This is a genomic window from Methanomethylovorans sp. PtaU1.Bin093, from assembly GCF_002067275.1.
Taxonomy (GTDB): domain Archaea; phylum Halobacteriota; class Methanosarcinia; order Methanosarcinales; family Methanosarcinaceae; genus Methanomethylovorans.
The window spans coordinates 25,804-43,372 of the sequence record NZ_MVQX01000035.1; the positions used below are offsets into that span (position 1 = coordinate 25,804).

Genomic DNA, 17,569 nt, shown 5'->3' on the forward strand with positions numbered 1-17,569 from the left:
AATACAAATATAGCTTATTTACCATCAGGAGAAAATATGTCTAAGAAAAGTTCAAGTGGCAGCGGGTTGATGTCATCAGCCGGGCTGATGCGTTATTATGAAGCGGACAAGAAAGCAATTCATGTAGATCCAAAGGCTGTATTGGCTTTTGGTGCAGTGATAGGCTTTGCTGTCCTGATGCTCAATGCCATGTATGGCCTTTGGCCATGAATTCTTATTTCATTGTTTCTTTTTCAGATGGGTCTTTCCGTTATTATGAGCGTATTTCTTTAATGGCTGCAGCTATTTTTCTTGAGAGCTGGGTTTTCGGAGCGGTATTATCGATAAGAACCCTGCCACTCTTTTCCCACCATGACCGGGGATAGGACCTATCTTTTTCGACCTCAGGGTTCATACCAAGCTTCAATGCCGCTTTTTCGATCTCAGCAAGGGTAGGCTCGCCAACAGACGATTTTTTTGAAATAATACGCCCCTGACTTCTCGATCTGTTCTTATCTATATAGGCTGGCCATATGACCAGTTTGTTCCTATCGCGCATCAACATGGGCTTTAGTTAATACTTCATCTGATTTAAAATTCCCTGATGATCCGTTTTGATGGTTCACTCCTGCTTCTCAGAACTTACATCTTTCACGAAGTCAAGAGTTCCCAGGTCCTGCAGACTGCTGATGGGGGCATAACACACGATAATGGTGCCATCTGCAGAAACCGTGAGTATATCTATGCCAAGCCCTCTTAAGGTCTCAAGGTTGACGGGATCATTTTCAAGTGTACGGACCCTTAATCTCAGATTACCGTCCCTTGTGCTCAGAAGAGGGTCCGAAGTATAATACAGGAAAGCAGCTGGCTCTCCCTGAGTTTCATATATATGGGCTGTCTTATTAAGGTGCCAGCCCAGGACCGGATGGGCAAAATAAGTGTTCGGGTAACCAGGATCAGTAAATACTGGAATTTCTTCCTCTTCTTTCTCGATACAACCGCAAAGATATATGGCTGAGATCAACAGCAATGATATCATAACTCTGGTCATAATATCTACATTATAAAATTCCATGTCCGTGTATTTAAGTATGTGCTTGGACAGGTTGCAGCAAAATACATATAGTTGCTGCTTAATGCAAGCTACACATGGAAAAAACTCAAAGAAACTTGGATATTGACCCTGAGGTCAAAGCTTTCATACTGGAACATAAAGGAGACCTCAGATTATGCACCACATGCGGAGGGCCTGTGATAGTGCCAGTTGAGATGAAAGGTCCGAAGGGTTCGGATATTGTAATGCAGATCGGACCCAATAAGCTTTATATCTCAAAGGTACAGGCCCATTACCTGAGGCGCATTGAAAAGCATATGCTTGCTTATTACGAAAGGTACATGGAAAAGAAGAATTTAGAAAAGAAGAATTGAACTTTTTAATAATAATCCTCTTCCATCGATTCATTGATCCTCCTGAGCACGTCTGCCACAAGCATCTGCACTTCGGTCGCATGCTCTGCCGGGATCTCGCCACCTTCCGTTTCAATGAGCTTCTTCATATCCTGTACCATCTTATGTATCATGCCTATCATTTCTTCCTGTGTGATGAGACCTGCATAATAGGCATAAAAAAAGGTAGTTCCACTGCGCTGAACTTTTTTCTTGAACGATGCTCTTGCGTTTGAAACTTCCTGACGTGTGTACTCCTCGTCCATAAAGGGAACAAGTTCCTTAAGATTAGAGCCTATCCACGTCATCTCGGAACGGTTAGAAGCATCTTTAAAGTCTGCGCAGAGGTGAGCTATCACCCATTCCCTTGCAGTGAGATGTGTTGTCTTTTTCAGGAACCGTGTGACATCAAGGTATTTTTTGCTATCCATTTTCCTGAACTTCTGATACTTCATGGTATTTCACCTGAAAGTCCAAATATGTATTGCAGCCAGTATATTACAATACCAATTCAAAGCACTTTAATATATTTAACTCTAATGAAGGTATGATGAAGGTCTTACTACCCACTGATGGCTCGATATATTCAGAAAATGCTGCACGGATCACCAAAAAGATCGGAAATGAGGAGACGGAGTTCATAGTCCTTCATGTACTTGCAGATAAGGGTATGGGCATGAAATCATGGCAGAAAGAGGGAGCTGACATTATTTTATCAACTATCGAAAATATACTGGTCGAGATAGGGTTTGACAGTTCCAGAATAAAGAAAGTCGTGGAAGAAGGGAATGCGCCTGCACAAATAGTCAATGTGGCAAATCGCTATGAAGTTGACCTGATCGTTATGGGGAACCAGGGTAAAAATGGTTTAAAGAAAATAATGGGCTCCGTAACTGCCAAGGTACTGGAACTTTCAGAAAGGCTGGTATTGGTGGTACCACCTAACTACACGCTTTCACAGACCGAGAAAAGCTCAGTCCTTGCCCAGACACTGCATTAATGTAGCTTTACCTGAACGCACATCCGACATGGAGAACACCTCAAGGTTGTAGATACCTCTATAATTATGGATCTCTTTTAATACGGTATAGTCTATATTGCCTCTGCCCGGAGCAAGGTGCTCATCCCCGTCATAAGTACTGGTCCACTTACCCCCATTGTCATGCATGTGCATATGTACTACATGGGATGAAACGGTTCTGACAAATGTCCTCAATTTGTCTGGGTCTCCCCCGCAGGTAAGGTTTGCGTGTCCGATATCCAGCGTGATCTTCAGATCATCCGAGTTCACAGCTTCCACAGCTGCCACAAGTTCTTCTGCGAGGCAGCAAAGGTTCGTAGGATCTGTACCTTCCTTATTTTCAAGCCCAAGCATCACCCCGAGATCAGCTGCCTGTGCCGCAAGTTGCTTCAGGTTGGATACCATGTTCCTGAAGGAAGTTTCACGGTCACTATTGATCCTGCCGGGATGCAGTACAACTGCTTTTGAGCCCAGGGTGGCTGCAAGCTCGATCGATTCACCCATGAGCCTGAGATCCCCTTGCCCCATATTGGAAGTATCAACACGCAGTTCTTTTGGATATGTAGGAGAGTAAGCAGAGTAAGGAGCGTGTATGGAGGTAATGAGATCCAAAGTGGAGAGCTCATCAAGGATAGTTGCCAGCACACCACGGTCCAGACTTCGGCCGTTATAGACATGCAGCTTAGGCATATACAGTTCCACTGATCTCACTTCATGTGACAGCTCAGACAGGGAACCTGCAAAGGAAGATGCTCCAATCATCATATACTATCAGGAAACAGCTTCAAAATAAGAGATTTTTGGTCGCTATGATGCCGGACTTGAGGTTTGAGTATAATATAAGGCCAAGTGAAGTTTTTCAATTCTATATTTTTAAATATTTAAAACCCTGAAAGGTTCAGGCGAAAGCGCATAGTATTATTTAAACTCTACTGTAGGATTTAATGTTCCTACAATAGCGAAAATTATAAAAAAATAAATATGAAAATATGCCTATGCAATGCGGGTTTTTCTTCGAAAGGTTTATAACGACACAGTATATTCAATTTCAGCGAATGGTAATATACTACCATCATTAATGCCACTTTACTATGATGGACTAATATTATCCAGATAATAGAATTAATTCAAATCAGAAGACAAATATGTAGGAGGAAAATATATGGACCCGCTCATAGGTATGGGCGCGTTGGCACTTATGGGTGCTGCTGCCACAATAGCAGGTGCATCCGAGGACCTGGAATCCGATATCGGATCTCAGAGCAACCCTAACTCACAAGTGCAACTTGCCCCCCAGATGTCGTATCCACACAGGATCTATAACAAAGCCATTTCTGGAGAACCACCATCGAACGCTCTCATGTGTACCATTGGTGGAACTGTAGCTTATGTTATGTTGAACTTCAATGTTTCCGTAGTGCTTGCACTGACCATAGGATCACTGGTCGCAGCCATGGTACACGGAACATACGCAACAACTGCATACATGGGCAGATGTTCAAGTCAGAAACGATTCAAACAGATGGTGTATCTTGATGTGCTTCGGTCGCACACTCCCCCGATAATGGGATATTCGTTCATAACAACATTCACTATTCTTGTAGTATCTTATATAATGGTAACTGTTTTTGCTCATCCTTTTCCGCTTCCGCTACTGGCGTTCATATGGGGTATCACAGTTGGTGCTATCGGCTCATCCACAGGTGATGTGCATTATGGCGCAGAACGTGAGTTCCAGGATGTGGAGTTTGGTTCCGGCCTTAACACCGCAAACTCCGGTAAGATCGTAAGGAAGGCAGAGTCCGGACTTAGGAGCAGCATGGACAACTCCTGGTTCTGTGCCAAGTTCGGTGGACCTGTGACAGGTATCGCCTTTGGTATGACCGTGTTCCTTAGTGGATGGATCACTACTGTTTTCGATCCATCGAAAGGTCCAGCAGCGGGATGGGAATCTGTTATAGCAGGGGCTCTCATCATACTCGTTATGATCATATATAACAGGAAAATGGAAGTCAGCGCAAGGAAAGAATTCGGTCCGTACAAAGAAGATAAAGAGGAAGCAGCATGATCGACATAGCAGGATTAATTGCAGAGAACATAATATATGTGTTGCTTATCACCCTCGGTGGTGTCCTTGTATCTGTTAGCGTGCACTTCGTGCCTGTGGGCGGCGCGCCGGCGGCAATGGCCCAGGCCTGCGGTATAGGAACAGGTACCGTCCAATTGGCAGCCGGAGCAGGTCTTACCGGCCTGGTAACAGCAGGCGCGATGATGGGCGTTACTGACAATATTGGACTGGTGCTGGCCTCAGGAACTGTGGGCGGTATGATAATGATAGCAGTAACCATGATAGTAGGTAACTGGGTCTACTTCTATGGTGTCGGCTGTCCTGCTGCATCAGCAAAGGTAAAATACGACCCCATAACCAAGGACAGACAGGACCTCTACATATCCCAGGGTACTGAAGGCCATGCTATCCCAACCGTTTCGTTCGTAAGCGGTGTTATCGGAGCCGGGCTCGGTGGACTTGGCGGAGGTCTCGTTTATTATGCACTGCTGAAGATCGGAGAAGTTGCTTCAGGATTGACAGTTAAGGATATCATGAGCACAACTGGTCATGAACTGGTAGGACTTGCCAGTATTTTCGCAGTGGGTATATTCTTCATGAACGCAGTTATCCCATCATACAACATTGGTGGAACCATCGAAGGTTTCCATGACCCGAAGTTCAAGAGATGGCCAAGGGCTGCGATCACCTCACTTGTGGTTACCTTCCTTTGTGCTATCCTGGCAGTTGTCACATTAGGAGGTATGTAAGATGTCAGCCGGAGGAAGCGGGGAAGCTCATGCAGCTATCCCACAGAATCAGCTAATAGCCTTTGGTATAATCGGAGGCCTTATAGGAATATATGCAGCGTTTTTCCTGAGCAATGTAGCTGGAGGGGTTTTCTCTTTTATGGGTGCCCTGGGTGCTATATGTGCTACTATATGGGGTGCTGCGGCAGTAAGAAGAGTGGCAAGCTATGGTCTTGGTACCGGCGTGCCTTCCATAGGAATGCTGGCCCTGGGTATGGGTGTCGTTGCAGCCATGTTCGGACTTGCAGTGGCCGAAGGTTTTGGTCTTGCGATAGCCGGTCCTTTGATAGCGCTTGTAGTAGCATCCATTATCGGTCTGTTGATCGGTATCTTTGCCAACAAGGTGCTGAGAATGAACATCCCCGTGATGGAGCAGTCCATGACAGAGATAGCCGCATCTGGGACGATACTAATCATTGGTCTTTCTGTTGCAATGACAGGCACATTCCTGTTCGACGTAGTACTTGAAGATGTCATTACCACAGGATACATTGCAGTGATCTTCATTGCAGGCGGTATGGCTCTTCTGCACCCGTTCAACGCAAATCTCGGCCCGGATGAAAAGCAGGACCGTACTCTTTACAATGCATTGGAGAAGGGTGCTATTGCAATGATCATAGCAGGCATAGTGGCATTGTCCGTACAAAATGCATCTGTTGGTATGGTTACCGTCCTTATAGGTATATTCCTATGGTATTATGGTTTTACCGGTTTCTATGCACGGGTAAAGAGAGATGCCTTCAAAGTAGTTGGAACAGGACTGTTGCCATCTGAGGAGGAGTTAGAATGAGCATGGTACACGTTGCACCTGAAGCACACCTGGTGCTTGATCCATTGACCTCTTTACTGGCAGAGGAACGCCCTGACATTATCCAGTATTCAATGGACCCTATACTGGCAAAGCTTGATGAGCTTGATATGATAGCAGATGATCTGGTGAACTCCCTTGCACCTGACAGACAGCTTATGAACGCATTCCCCGGCCGTGAGCACACATCCTACATTGCCGGTATATACGGAAATTCGTTCTATGGAATAGTCGTAGGTCTTGGAGTGGCAGGTCTGCTGCTGATCGTAATGTATGTGCTAAGAACTATGGGAGTGATGTGAGATGGTAGATAAGAGAGAACCAGCACCACAGTGGCCCGTACTTAAAGGTGAATATGAAGTTGGAGATGTAAAGAACTGTGTTGCTGTCATCACCCTGGGTTCACACCTTCCCGGTGGTCCTCAGCTTGATGCAGGAGCCTGTATCACTGGTCCCTGTAAGACAGAGAACCTGGGTATAGAGAAGGTAGTTGTACATATAATCTCCAACCCCAACATAAGATATCTCATTGTAACTGGTTCCGAGGTCAAAGGACACGTTACCGGCGATGCAATGCTGAAGATGCACCAGAACGGTGTCAAAGATAACAGGATCGTTGGAGCTGTAGGTGCTATTCCATATATAGAGAACCTGACAGCAGAAGCGATAGAAAGGTTCCAGAAGCAGGTCGAATGTGTCAACTTCATAGGAACGGAAGATGTCAGTGCGATAGTAGCAAAGATCAAGGAATACGCTGCAAAGGACCCTGGAGCCTATGACGCTGAGCCTATGCTCCTTCAGATAGGAGAAGCAGGCGGAGAAGAGAAAGAAGAGGCAGGCGGCCTGAAGCCAATGGCTGCAGAGCTGGCTACTGTAAGGAGCCGTATACTTGCCATCAACAGAGAGATGATGGGTATCGGTAACCTCAACAAGTTCCACGCAGGTGTGCATGCCGGCAAGGTAGAAGGTATAATGATCGGTATGGGTATTACCCTGACAATACTCGGTCTGCTGCTGGGAGGTAACTAAAATGGCTGAACAGTTGGAATACGATAAAGGGGTTCCTATGGTGATCACACCTCAGATGGGACCAATAGATAATGTTGTAGCAGACATAAGGGCCCGTGCGCAGCTTATTGCAAGGAACCAAAAGCTTGATTCCGGTGTGAGCGCAGCAGGGATAGTTGGTTTTGCCGCTGGCTTTATATTTGCCATCCTTATGACAGTAGTTATTCCATTGATCATCTGGCAGGTGATTTACTAATGACAGACAGAAGCGATAGAATACCAAGCGTTGTCACAGACCCTGCGGATTTTGCTGAAGTGCTGGCGAGGCTTAACAAGATAGACGAGAAGATAGAGTTCGTCCACAGTGAAGTTGCACAGAGGATAGGAAAGAAAGTTGGAAGGGACATTGGAATACTGTATGGAGCCGTTGCTGGAATACTAATATTCCTTGTTTACCTGTCAATAAAACCGTGGTTATTTGGATAAAGAGGTGTACAAATGTTCAGATTTGATAAAAAGCAAGAGGTATACGAGGTAGGCAACGTCAAGTTCGGTGGCCAGCCAGGAGAATACCCCACAGTACTTGTAGGTACGATGTTCTATGCAAGGCACAAGATCGTGTCCGATGAAGATAAAGGCATATTTGATAAGGCAGCTGCCGAAAAACTGTGGCACAACATCCAGGAGATGGGTGCGACCACAGGTAACCCCTACGTCAACCAGATCGTGGGAGAAACCCCTGAAGCTATCAGGAAATACATCGACTGGTTCGTTGAGCTCGATGATAAGACCCCATTCCTCATCGACTCCTCAGCAGGAGATGTTCGTGCAGCGGCTGCAAAACACGTTACGGAGATAGGTGTAGCCGACAGGGCGATCTACAACTCCATCAATGCAAGTATCCACCCGGACGAGATGGAAGCAGTAAGGGAAAGTGACATCAATTGTTCCATTGTCCTTGCATTCAATGCAACCGATCCAAGCGTCAAGGGAAAGCTTGAGATTCTTGAGACAGGCGGTACAGGCCAGTCAAAAGGCATGCTTGAGATAGCAAAGGAATGTGGGATCACAAAGCCATTGATCGATGTGGCAGCAACGCCACTGGGAGCAGGTTCCGGTGCATCCATGAGAGCTGTCGTAGCTATCAAGGGACACCTCGGACTGCCTGTGGGCGGTGGATACCACAACATGGCATCTGCATGGGACTGGATGAAAAACTACAAGAAGAAGTTCGAGACAAAGGAAGAGAAGCAGGCAATCTACATGCCAGCAGATATAGGTACAAACCTTGTGCCACAGGTACTTGGATCAAACTTCCAGCTTTTCGGCCCTATCGAGAACACTGACAAAGTGTTCCCTGCAACAGCCATGGTAGACATCATGCTGGCTGAAACTGCAAAGGAACTCGGTCTTGAGGTCAAGGACCCCAACCATCCCATATTCAAACTGGTATAATTATACCAGTTTTCATCCTTTTTTTAACTTAATTCTTTGAACACCTACTCAAAGTGAATCCATTCTCTTCCAGTTACCCATAAGATGTTCATTCGGATTGTAATTGTAACTGTCAGATAGTATCCTGTCACCCAGGGCATTTGTCCAGACATCCACATGTCCACCCTCAACATCGATCTCCTTTTCTTCATAAGGGTCCCAGCGTCTTTCAAGACCAAGGATGGCTTCACGGCTGAACCTTTCAGAAGGGCTTTCCCGATCGATCTGTGCATTATATGCTGCCCTGTCAGCCTCGAATCGCTTATTTGACTCTTCCCAGCTACGCATTCTCTGCTGTCTTAAATGGTCCTGCATCTGGCTGTATTGTCTTGAAAAAACACCTATCTTCCGGATATTTGCGATCTGCTGCTGATAAGACCCGGTTATCAGGTCCGTTAACTGCCGGACCCATACCTCATTTGGCCGAAGAGAAGTCTTCATCGTTCTGAAAAGGGGCAGATTCTCGTCAAGATGCCCCTGGGGGGCACGAATAGATCCGGTCTGCATATGCCAGAGAATGAGATCTCCGGCCATCATCGGAACCTGTTCGTATAAGACCCCGGCATAGAATTCCTCTTCAATAGGATTTTTCGCAATTTCATAGGCTATCCGTACTTTTCCAAACCTCAAGCTGGCTGCTGGCATACGGGGTGCCGAAGCATCTGCAACCATCGGATCATCAGGATGTACCGGACCTCTGAGAACTAGTCTGTAAGGCTGCATCTTTTGCCTGAAAGGAGATATTATGTATTTAAGAAGCGCTTCATCCGGTTGCATGGGTGCAGCAACCTTTGTACTCTGGCTCTGCCAGAACTGCTGGTTCATCACTGCCATAGGGTTGCTCGACCACGTGAACTTCAGGATGGGAAAACCTTCAAATGCCATTAGACCATCGGGGCTGACCACTGCAAAGTTAATATATGCAGGCATATGCATGTCATTTACCCACGTGATCCCACCATAACATATCCAGTCACTGGGTATGATCATTCGGAATGCTTCGATACCAAACCCTGCCTGGTCTATACACTGGACCTGTCTGTAACCGGTCATTGCATACACTCCATCATGGTCTTTTGATGCTGCACAGATCTCAGAATCCTGACCAATGAAAACTGGGTGGACCCACTCCCCACCCGTTCACATGCAAGGAGATATTCTCCAATATCTTCCTTATAACAATGTTTCATCTGCTGCTATTTAAATGTAACCAGTTACTTAGAAAGATTAATATCAGAATGTAATAATGCTGTCTTCATGACAGATGTGATGCTTTTATGGGAAACACCCCTGTTGTTTGAAAAATTGTTTATTGAGTACGGGATTAAATGCCAGAGGGTACCAGCTGAATCCCTTGGTACTCCTTTCCTGCCCCCATGCAGATGCCTTGTTCTTCCCACAGGTTTTGCCAATCCTGCATATACTTCAACTCTCAAGGGTGTTGTGAGGAACAAGAGCAAGATCGAAAAATTCCTCAAGAATGGAGGAACAGTGCTCATATTCGGACCAATGGTGCCGGAATATGATTATGACTGGCTGCCCATTGAATTGAAATATATACAGGAACAGGGATCTGGAAGTGTGCAGAGGATGGAAGGGAACGAAGAGATCTGTGCCATCGACAGCTATACCACCGAGGTGGAATACGACGGTTACTTTATGGGTACAGATGCAAAGGTAATCCTGAGGGATTCAAGCTACCGGCCAATAATGGTCGTAAAAGACGCAGGTAAAGGCAGGGTCATAGCCTGTTCCATCCACGAGTTCCCATCAAAAGATTTTCTGCAACGCATAGTGGAAATATCTGCAAGCTGCAAGATCTGAGATCATGAGAACTCTTTTTGCAGCTTGTCGATCTCTTCCTGTGCATCTGCTATTTTAAGTACGAATAATCCAAAACAGGGTTTTATGAACTGGAATATCAGATCCTTGCCCTTTACACCTACTGGGATCTTATCTGAACCAATAAGTTTCATGCCCTTTATTTTATACCCCCCTGGTACATGGAATACCCTGTCAGAGTTCTCCTTTATGTATTTCTCACTCTGTGCAAGGGTAACCCCGCTAGTTAATATCTCATAGGGTATATCTTTTGTACATGATGATCTGGACATGTTAACACACGCTTCAAACTATTGTGAGTCCCTTCACCCTTATACCGGACCCGATCATGCTGCCTACGATCTTCCCGCCGGTAATTTCAACTGCTTTTGCAGCATCTTTTTTGGGCAGTATTATTACAAATCCCATTCCCATATTGAACGTCCTGTACATTTCAAGTTCATCCACATTACCTTCTCTCTGCAAGAACTTAAAAATATCGTTGGGTTCAATGGGGTCGGAAATGTCAAACCCGAGGTTAGTTATCCTTTGAAGCTTTAAGAGGCCGCTTCCGGTGATATGGGCCAGACCATGGACATCACATTGCTGTATCACATCAAGTACTTCCATATATATCCTGGTGGGGATCAGCAGTTCTTCACCAATGGTCCTTGAATCGTTGAAAGGGAAAGGATCATCATAAGAATATCCGGACCCTTCGACGATCTTGCGCACCAGGGAATAACCATTACTATGTACCCCACTGCTGGGTATGCCTACGATCACGTCACCAACCTGCACTTTTTCACCGGTGATGACCTTATCTTTTTTCACAGCACCAAGACAGGTGCCTGCAAGGTCAAAACCCTTTACGATGTCCGGGAGAGTAGCAGTCTCACCGCCTACTATGGACATACGGGAGAATTCAGCGCCTTTCCTTAATCCCTCTCCTATCTGAGCTGCGAATGATCCGTCATGGGATTCAAGTGCAAGGTAATCTACAAAAGCTATGGGCTCTGCACCAATGGCCAGTATATCATTGACATTCATGGCAATACAGTCTATTCCCACTGTATCCCATTTTTTTATTGCGTTTGCAATGAGGACTTTAGAGCCAACTCCATCCGTTGTCATCGCAAGGGCATATTCTCCAAAATCAAGCAGACCTGCATAATGACCGATATTTGTCAGTGGAGCACCCAAGCCCGTACGAACATAGGTCATTTTACTGGTAAGGGCTTTGATAGTATTCTCTTCCTGTTTGATATCCACGCCTGATCCTGCATATGTGAGATGCTTTTCACTCATTGATGACCCTCGGTAAATTCACGATGTAACGCTCTCACGGCATTAATAGCATCCTTTGAGCTCACAACAAAGGATATGTTGTGCTGTGATGAGCCCTGGCTTATCATTATAATGTTTACTTTTTCTTTACCCAGGATGCCAAACACCCTGCCAGCAACTCCAGGGGTGCCATCCATTCCGGCCCCGACTACCGCTACAGCACATATATCGCGGTCATAGACAACATCTCCCACTACATTTCTGTTAAACTCGGAGCGTATGGCATTGACCGCGGTTTCCAGCTGTTCCTCCATAACGACCAGTGACATATTTGCTTCAGAAGAAGCCTGACTGATCATGATTATATTGACACCCACATTTGCAAGGCTTGTAAATACCCTGGCAGCTGTGCCGATAGTACCCATCATGCCCGCGCCGCAGATATTTACCAGGGCAACATCTTTGATGAGGGTCACAGCCTTTACCACGTCCTGGCTTGGGACCTGATCAGCCACTATAAGAGTGCCTTCAAAGGCAGGTTCAAAAGTATTTTTTACCCTTACCGGTATCCTGTGTTTTATAGCCGGTTCTATTGTCCTGGGATGCAACACTTTGGCACCGAAATAGGACAGCTCCATAGCTTCGATGTATGAAATCTGGGGCAAAGACTTTGCTTCAGGCACTATTCTTGGATCAGAGGTCATTATTCCGTGCACTTCTTTCCACAACCAGATCTCATCGGCCTTAACAGCTGCTCCGAGGATCGAAGCTGAGAAATCGGATCCGCTCCTGCCAAGGGTGCTGATGATACCCGCTTCGTCCTCTGCAATGAAACCAGTGACAACGGTTACTATTGAACAGTTCAGTAAAGGAGACAATCTTTCCTTGATAAGCTCATAGCTTTTTTCAAGAGGACGTGCGTTCCCATAATTGCTATCAGTGATAATACCGGCCTCTCCCCCGGTAAGCCATTTAGAACCAATGCCTAAAGACCTGATAGAACCACTTACTATGGGTGCAGCCAGCCTCTCCCCGTAAGAAGAAATATAATCAATGGAACGCGGCGTGAGCTCTCCCAGATAACATATGCCTATCAGGGCCTTTTCCAGTTCATCTAACCGCTGATCTATTACCTCTATGGTTTCGGAGATAATATCTTCGTCTTCAATTGCAGCATGTATGGCATCATAATGCTTTTTGGTGATGTCCGCTATGAACTCCTTGACCTGAGAAACTTTGCCGCTCTTTGAAACATCTTTTGCTGTGCCCAAAAGACCATCTGTAATGCCACCAAGTGCTGATGTAACTGCAATAAGCTCGTCACCTTTTTCATGGAAGCCTTTCAGGAGTGTAGCAACATGGCGGATCTTTTCTCCATTTGCTACCGAAGTACCACCAAATTTCATTACGATTCTCATATTCATGTCCCATTTTCTGCGGTTATGGATTGCACTATAAAGAAGATGGTGCGATATAAAGATTATGAACCCATTCCAGTAAGATCGCTGTATTTTTACCCTTAGCTCAATTTAAAGATCACAATTCCTATCGCTATGATGACTATGAACAGTATTGGCATGAAACTATCAGTATTCACGTGATCGGTCATGGTACCGTTTTCGTTGTTTACGGATGAGGAGGGAAAATTTTGCACGTCTTCTGTAGCAGAACTATTCAGCCCCTCCTTATCAGAGTCAATGATATCAGGTATGGCCATCAGGGGCTGCGTCTCATTAATTTTATTATCGGACCCATTTTCTGAGATCTCTTCATCATCTTCTTCCATGTCGGGTCTCTGGGTAACATCTTTGAGGATCACAGTTGAACTGTCCGAGGATTCAAAAAATTTACTCACTCTTGCTATGAATATGGTCCTTACATTATCATCCACACTTTTAGAGTAGCTGAATATATCGTCGATCTCAAGCTCTTCTTTCTTCAGGGATCTACCATCCTTGCTCAGTTCAAGAACCACCGAGTCGTCTTCCATGTCGCTTGCGTCCAGAGTGTAACCTTCCTCCAGAGAAAGACTTTCTCCCACTTTTACAGACTTTGAAGTATCCAGCAAAAGGAAATCATCATCTTTCTGCTCAGGATCAAGGAACTGTTCGATCTCCACTTCAACATGGACCCCATCATCCTTATCATCAAAATCCACTGGCCTGATCCTGATCACAACATAATCTGTTTCCGCTTCTTCGTCCTCATCGCTTTCTTCTATGGTGATCATGTACTCGAATGGATCATCTTCGTCTCCGAAAGAATCACCGATCTCTATCTCTTCATCTTTGTAGTAGACTTGTACCAATATGTCTCCCGAGTCTTTACTGGCATCTATAAGCTTGAAAGAATAACCCTGCTCCAGGTGTACAGTATCACCTGCTGTCAGAGTCTCCTCAGAGTAATAGATCATCGCTTTCTCCTCGGTCGAGCAATACACCGGAAAGGAGAACAGAAACAGTATTATCATTGCACAGATGAACACAAAACGTATATATCCCATAGGAACCACTATCTTAGAAGTTAAAGGACGCTACATGCGATTGCATGCTTGTTTCTTCTATTAGTTGATTAGTCTGTCGGTTTTGAGATCCCAGGTGTGTATCATGAAATATGTAATACTGATCGGAGACGGTATGGCGGATGAACCCATTGCTGAACTGGGAGGAAGTACTGTGCTCCAGAAGGCAAGAACACCCAACATGGACTATATTGCTGCCCATGGAAAAGCAGGACTGGCCCAGACCGTTCCGGAAGGTATGCATCCGGGAAGTGATGTTGCGAACATGTCCATCGTAGGATATGACCCTAAAAAGTATTACTCCGGCCGGGCTCCTCTTGAAGCTGCCAGCATGGGTATCGGACTGAATGCTGATGATGTGGCCTTCAGATGCAACCTGATAACCATAGAGGACGGAATGATAGCTGACTACAGTTCCGGACACATTTCCAGTGACGAGGCCAGGGAACTCATACAAGCCTTAGATGCAGAGTTAGGTAAGGACGGGATCAGCTTCTATCCTGGTATCAGCTACAGGCACCTGATGGTAACAAAGAATAACTTTGGTGCTGAAACCACGTGCACTCCACCTCATGATGTGATCGGTGAAAAAAAGGAAAACCACATGCCAAAAGGCAAGGACAGTAAAATATTGTGTGAATTGATAGACGCTTCCATGCCTATCCTTGAGAAACATCATGTGAACCTTAAAAGGATAGCAGCAGGTAAGAAGCCGGGTAATTCCATCTGGTTATGGGGACAGGGAGGTGCGCCTGCATTCCCTTTGTTCAAAGATATGTATGGTAAGACAGGAGCTATCATCTCTGCAGTAGATCTTGTGAAGGGAATAGGGACATACGCAGGTTTCGATGTTATCGACGTGCCCGGAGCAACAGGTTATCTGGATACCAATTATAAGGGAAAGGCCGAGTATGCACTGCAAGCTCTGAAGGATCACGATTTCGTAGTCGTGCATGTGGAAGCGCCTGATGAGGCAGGACACATGGGAGATGCAAAGGCCAAGATCCAGGCCATTGAGGATTTCGATGAGCATGTCGTTGGCACTATATTACATGGTGCAAATGCTATGACCGAAGATGTGACCATCCTGGTAATGCCTGACCATCCGACCCCTGTGCACTTGAGAACACATACCTCAGAACCCATACCATTTGCGATCTACTCCACAAACGAGCAGCATCCGGATAATGCCAGGGCGTTCAATGAAGTTGATGTAAGGGCTGGGTCCTATGGAACTGTGTATGCTGCAGATCTGGTAAAGATCATGCTCAAAAGGCATATCTGAATTTACAGTGCCACTTTTTTTAACAAAAGTCATATTTATATAGCTGTTCAACAATACATTTTATTGGGGTTATGCGGGGAATAGCGGAACCCCAATGATCAAAGGAGTGGATCATATGAAACAAGGTCTTACAAGATGGACACCTTCAGGTATGTCTAAATGGGACCCTTTTGAAGAGATAAGCAGGATGCAGGAACGCCTGAGCCAGCTATTCAGTGAACTGTCGCCTTCGGGTGAAATGAAGGCCTTAGACACGCTTTCACCTATGATGGACGTGCAGGATAAGGAAAAAGAAATAGTTGTAAAGGCGGACATGCCCGGAGTAGACAAGAAAGATGTAGAGATCGATATTAAGAACAATATGCTCTACATCAATGCAAACATGCATCGCGAAAAAGAAGAAGAGAAGGAAGGATATGTGATGCGTGAACGTGCTTTTTCACGGTTTGCCCGGACCTTCAGCCTGCCTGCGAACGTTGTGGCAGAAGGGGCAAAAGCCAAACTGGAGGATGGCGTTCTGACCATAAACATACCCAAGGCTGAGATAGAGGAAAAGCAGAAGATACTCATCGAATAAGTTGTGAATAAGTTCCAGGGTACGTCCATATATATAATGGACATCCTGGATCTCTTTTACGGTTAGTATTATAATTACGGCATCAGGGAAATAACCTCGTCATATTTTGCTCAGTCGGGGTAACTATCATCATCGCCGCATCTGTTTATATGTAGATAGGCTTATTTATGCCTAATGACCTGTTAGCATCAGGTGTAATTTTGAGATTCGAGGCTTTTGCAGTGGAAAATATCCCTTTGATCAAAAAAGGGGATGATCTTGCACAGATCATTTGTGAAAGAACGGATGTCCTTGACGGAGATGTTATAATTATAGCTTCCACTATTGTTGGGAAAGCTGAAGGAAGGACCTTTTCCCTGGAAGGTATAGTTCCTGGCGCGGAGGCTGTAGAATTCTCCAAAAATACCCGGTTCACTCCCGGGTTTATACAGACAGTTCTGGAAAGGAGCAGGGAATGCCTGATCTCTTCACCGGTATTGCTTGTGGAAATGAAGAACGGTCATATATGTATCAATGCAGGTATCGATGAATCCAATGTTGAAGGGGAAATGCTTCTGGAGCTTCCGGCAGACCCGGATGCAAGCGCTGAATACATTGGAAAGAGGATCGAGAGTTACACTGGTGCGCAGATCAGTGTGATAATTACCGATACAAACGGCAGAGCTTTCAAGAGGGGCCAAACAGGAGTTGCTGTAGGCGTCTATCGCATCCATCCTCTTAAAGACTGGAGAGGACAAAAAGATCTTTTCGGGAAAGAACTTAAGATCACAGAAGAAGCTGTCGCTGATGAGATCGCAGGGGCTGCTAACCTGCTTATGGGCGAAGGTAATGGCGGATATCCTGTAGTGATCATACGTGGTCTTAGATCAAGGTCAAAAGATAATGCATCTGTAACGGAAATGTACAGGTCTGATGAAGAAGATCTGATCAAAAAAAGTCTCAGATATCTAAGGGACAGAGGATAGAGGCATATTCACCAATTCCACCCCGGCCTCAGCAAAGAACTCAATTGAATCCTTGTCAGGATAGGATTGCAGGAACACAACTCTTTTGATATTTGAGTTGATGATCATCTTGGCACACAGGATGCATGGCTGATGTGTGCAGTAAAGAGTTGCCGAATCTATACTCACGCCGTACAGTGCTGCCTGGATGATAGCATTCTGTTCTGCATGCACTGCCCTGCATTTCTCATGGCGTGTGCCTGATTCTATATTATTCTGCTGTCTGATACAGCCAATGTCGAGACAATGTGCCATGTTCCTGGGAGCACCATTATATCCCGTTGAAAGTATCCTTTTATCTTTGACGATCACGGCACCGACCTGATTTCTCAGGCAGGTTGACCTTTTTGCCACAACGGTAGCTATCTCAAGAAAGTATTCGTCTAATCCGGGCCTCACTTTCATCGGCTTATAAAAATAGCAAGTAGTATATATAAGTTGTAGTGTATGTTGGAAACGAAA

At 45.4% G+C, this 17,569-nt stretch carries 25 protein-coding genes; 15 read left to right on the plus strand and 10 right to left on the minus strand.

Features of this window, described 5'->3' with window-relative positions:
• Window positions 1-36 precede the first annotated feature (36 nt).
• Window positions 37-210: a preprotein translocase subunit Sec61beta gene (locus A4E24_RS03535; RefSeq protein ID WP_292351720.1), complete on the plus strand. Its 174-nt coding sequence runs from the start codon at window positions 37-39 to the stop codon at window positions 208-210.
• Between the two features lie 43 nt (window positions 211-253).
• Here the strand turns inward: A4E24_RS03535 and A4E24_RS03540 are convergent, their stop codons facing one another.
• Both A4E24_RS03540 and A4E24_RS03545 read right to left on the minus strand, forming a co-directional pair.
• Entirely contained in the window at window positions 254-538 is a 285-nt protein-coding gene (locus A4E24_RS03540; protein ID WP_292351842.1) for a signal recognition particle protein Srp19, read from the minus strand.
• Between the two features lie 63 nt (window positions 539-601).
• Window positions 602-1,030 (minus strand): hypothetical protein, encoded by a 429-nt coding sequence (locus A4E24_RS03545; protein ID WP_292351722.1) that lies wholly within the window; start codon window positions 1,028-1,030, stop codon window positions 602-604.
• Window positions 1,031-1,128: 98 nt separating this feature from the next.
• On the opposite strand from A4E24_RS03545, the gene A4E24_RS03550 reads away from it, so the two are divergent.
• Window positions 1,129-1,407 carry a hypothetical protein gene (locus tag A4E24_RS03550; RefSeq protein ID WP_292351724.1) on the plus strand — a complete coding sequence of 93 codons (279 nt, stop codon included), beginning with the start codon at window positions 1,129-1,131 and terminating at the stop codon, window positions 1,405-1,407.
• A 5-nt stretch (window positions 1,408-1,412) separates the two neighbouring features.
• On the opposite strand, the gene A4E24_RS03555 is transcribed toward A4E24_RS03550, so the two are convergent.
• Window positions 1,413-1,880, minus strand: coding sequence for a DUF5806 family protein (locus A4E24_RS03555; RefSeq protein ID WP_292351726.1), 468 nt, complete (start codon window positions 1,878-1,880; stop codon window positions 1,413-1,415).
• Window positions 1,881-1,972: 92 nt separating this feature from the next.
• Here A4E24_RS03555 and A4E24_RS03560 point away from each other — a divergent pair, with 92 nt between their 5' ends.
• A complete protein-coding gene (locus tag A4E24_RS03560; RefSeq protein WP_292351728.1) occupies window positions 1,973-2,425 on the plus strand; it encodes a universal stress protein in 453 nt (150 codons plus the stop codon).
• Here the strand turns inward: A4E24_RS03560 and A4E24_RS03565 are convergent.
• Window positions 2,399-3,211, minus strand: a complete 813-nt coding sequence (locus tag A4E24_RS03565; protein WP_292351731.1) for a sugar phosphate isomerase/epimerase — start codon at window positions 3,209-3,211, stop codon at window positions 2,399-2,401. The two genes, A4E24_RS03560 and A4E24_RS03565, sit on opposite strands and share 27 nt — an antisense overlap.
• A gap of 397 nt (window positions 3,212-3,608) precedes the next feature.
• On the opposite strand from A4E24_RS03565, the gene mtrE reads away from it, so the two are divergent.
• From mtrE to mtrH, 8 genes are read left to right on the plus strand one after another with little or no spacing between them, the layout of a single operon-like run.
• The gene (gene mtrE / locus A4E24_RS03570) at window positions 3,609-4,514 is read left to right on the plus strand and encodes a tetrahydromethanopterin S-methyltransferase subunit E (RefSeq protein ID WP_292351733.1); all 906 of its coding nucleotides are present in this window, start codon (window positions 3,609-3,611) and stop codon (window positions 4,512-4,514) included.
• Between the two features lie 5 nt (window positions 4,515-4,519).
• Entirely contained in the window at window positions 4,520-5,263 is a 744-nt protein-coding gene (mtrD, locus tag A4E24_RS03575) for a tetrahydromethanopterin S-methyltransferase subunit D (RefSeq protein ID WP_394334454.1), read from the plus strand.
• Between the two features lies 1 nt (window position 5,264).
• On the plus strand, window positions 5,265-6,092 hold the full coding sequence (mtrC, locus tag A4E24_RS03580) for a tetrahydromethanopterin S-methyltransferase subunit MtrC (RefSeq protein WP_292351737.1): 828 nt from the start codon (window positions 5,265-5,267) through the stop codon (window positions 6,090-6,092).
• Window positions 6,089-6,412, plus strand: coding sequence for a tetrahydromethanopterin S-methyltransferase subunit B (locus A4E24_RS03585; protein ID WP_292351739.1), 324 nt, complete (start codon window positions 6,089-6,091; stop codon window positions 6,410-6,412). Before mtrC ends, A4E24_RS03585 begins: the two co-directional genes overlap by 4 nt.
• Window position 6,413: 1 nt before the next feature.
• Window positions 6,414-7,139, plus strand: a complete 726-nt coding sequence (gene mtrA / locus A4E24_RS03590; RefSeq protein ID WP_292351741.1) for a tetrahydromethanopterin S-methyltransferase subunit A — start codon at window positions 6,414-6,416, stop codon at window positions 7,137-7,139.
• A 1-nt stretch (window position 7,140) separates the two neighbouring features.
• A complete protein-coding gene (locus A4E24_RS03595) occupies window positions 7,141-7,374 on the plus strand; it encodes a tetrahydromethanopterin S-methyltransferase subunit F (protein ID WP_292351742.1) in 234 nt (77 codons plus the stop codon).
• Window positions 7,374-7,604 (plus strand): tetrahydromethanopterin S-methyltransferase subunit MtrG, encoded by a 231-nt coding sequence (mtrG, locus tag A4E24_RS03600; RefSeq protein ID WP_292351744.1) that lies wholly within the window; start codon window positions 7,374-7,376, stop codon window positions 7,602-7,604. The genes A4E24_RS03595 and mtrG overlap by 1 nt, the downstream gene beginning before the upstream one ends.
• A 12-nt stretch (window positions 7,605-7,616) precedes the next feature.
• Window positions 7,617-8,573, plus strand: a complete 957-nt coding sequence (gene mtrH / locus A4E24_RS03605) for a tetrahydromethanopterin S-methyltransferase subunit H (protein WP_292351746.1) — start codon at window positions 7,617-7,619, stop codon at window positions 8,571-8,573.
• A 48-nt stretch (window positions 8,574-8,621) separates the two neighbouring features.
• On the opposite strand, the gene A4E24_RS03610 is transcribed toward mtrH, so the two are convergent.
• On the minus strand, window positions 8,622-9,665 hold the full coding sequence (locus A4E24_RS03610; protein WP_292351748.1) for a hypothetical protein: 1,044 nt from the start codon (window positions 9,663-9,665) through the stop codon (window positions 8,622-8,624).
• A 204-nt stretch (window positions 9,666-9,869) separates the two neighbouring features.
• On the opposite strand from A4E24_RS03610, the gene A4E24_RS03615 reads away from it, so the two are divergent.
• Window positions 9,870-10,436 carry a hypothetical protein gene (locus tag A4E24_RS03615; RefSeq protein ID WP_292351750.1) on the plus strand — a complete coding sequence of 189 codons (567 nt, stop codon included), beginning with the start codon at window positions 9,870-9,872 and terminating at the stop codon, window positions 10,434-10,436.
• Between the two features lie 2 nt (window positions 10,437-10,438).
• On the opposite strand, the gene A4E24_RS03620 is transcribed toward A4E24_RS03615, so the two are convergent.
• The 4 genes from A4E24_RS03620 to A4E24_RS03635 all read right to left on the minus strand — a co-directional run bounded on the left by A4E24_RS03620 (window position 10,439) and on the right by A4E24_RS03635 (window position 14,223).
• Entirely contained in the window at window positions 10,439-10,726 is a 288-nt protein-coding gene (locus A4E24_RS03620; RefSeq protein WP_292351752.1) for a DUF1894 domain-containing protein, read from the minus strand.
• Window positions 10,727-10,739: 13 nt separating this feature from the next.
• Window positions 10,740-11,741: a phosphoribosylformylglycinamidine cyclo-ligase gene (gene purM / locus A4E24_RS03625; protein WP_292351754.1), complete on the minus strand. Its 1,002-nt coding sequence runs from the start codon at window positions 11,739-11,741 to the stop codon at window positions 10,740-10,742.
• On the minus strand, window positions 11,738-13,138 hold the full coding sequence (locus tag A4E24_RS03630; protein WP_292351755.1) for an aspartate kinase: 1,401 nt from the start codon (window positions 13,136-13,138) through the stop codon (window positions 11,738-11,740). Before A4E24_RS03630 ends, purM begins: the two co-directional genes overlap by 4 nt.
• A 101-nt stretch (window positions 13,139-13,239) precedes the next feature.
• The gene (locus tag A4E24_RS03635; RefSeq protein WP_292351757.1) at window positions 13,240-14,223 is read right to left on the minus strand and encodes an S-layer protein domain-containing protein; all 984 of its coding nucleotides are present in this window, start codon (window positions 14,221-14,223) and stop codon (window positions 13,240-13,242) included.
• Between the two features lie 103 nt (window positions 14,224-14,326).
• On the opposite strand from A4E24_RS03635, the gene A4E24_RS03640 reads away from it, so the two are divergent.
• From A4E24_RS03640 to A4E24_RS03650, 3 genes are all read left to right on the plus strand, one after another.
• On the plus strand, window positions 14,327-15,526 hold the full coding sequence (locus A4E24_RS03640) for a cofactor-independent phosphoglycerate mutase (RefSeq protein ID WP_292351759.1): 1,200 nt from the start codon (window positions 14,327-14,329) through the stop codon (window positions 15,524-15,526).
• 115 nt (window positions 15,527-15,641) lie between these two features.
• The gene (locus A4E24_RS03645; protein WP_292351761.1) at window positions 15,642-16,103 is read left to right on the plus strand and encodes an Hsp20/alpha crystallin family protein; all 462 of its coding nucleotides are present in this window, start codon (window positions 15,642-15,644) and stop codon (window positions 16,101-16,103) included.
• A gap of 200 nt (window positions 16,104-16,303) precedes the next feature.
• On the plus strand, window positions 16,304-17,068 hold the full coding sequence (locus A4E24_RS03650) for a coenzyme F420-0:L-glutamate ligase (protein ID WP_292351762.1): 765 nt from the start codon (window positions 16,304-16,306) through the stop codon (window positions 17,066-17,068).
• Here A4E24_RS03650 and A4E24_RS03655 read toward each other — a convergent pair.
• Window positions 17,051-17,512, minus strand: coding sequence for a cytidine/deoxycytidylate deaminase family protein (locus A4E24_RS03655; RefSeq protein WP_292351764.1), 462 nt, complete (start codon window positions 17,510-17,512; stop codon window positions 17,051-17,053). The genes A4E24_RS03650 and A4E24_RS03655 overlap by 18 nt on opposite strands.
• Window positions 17,513-17,569: the final 57 nt, after the last annotated feature.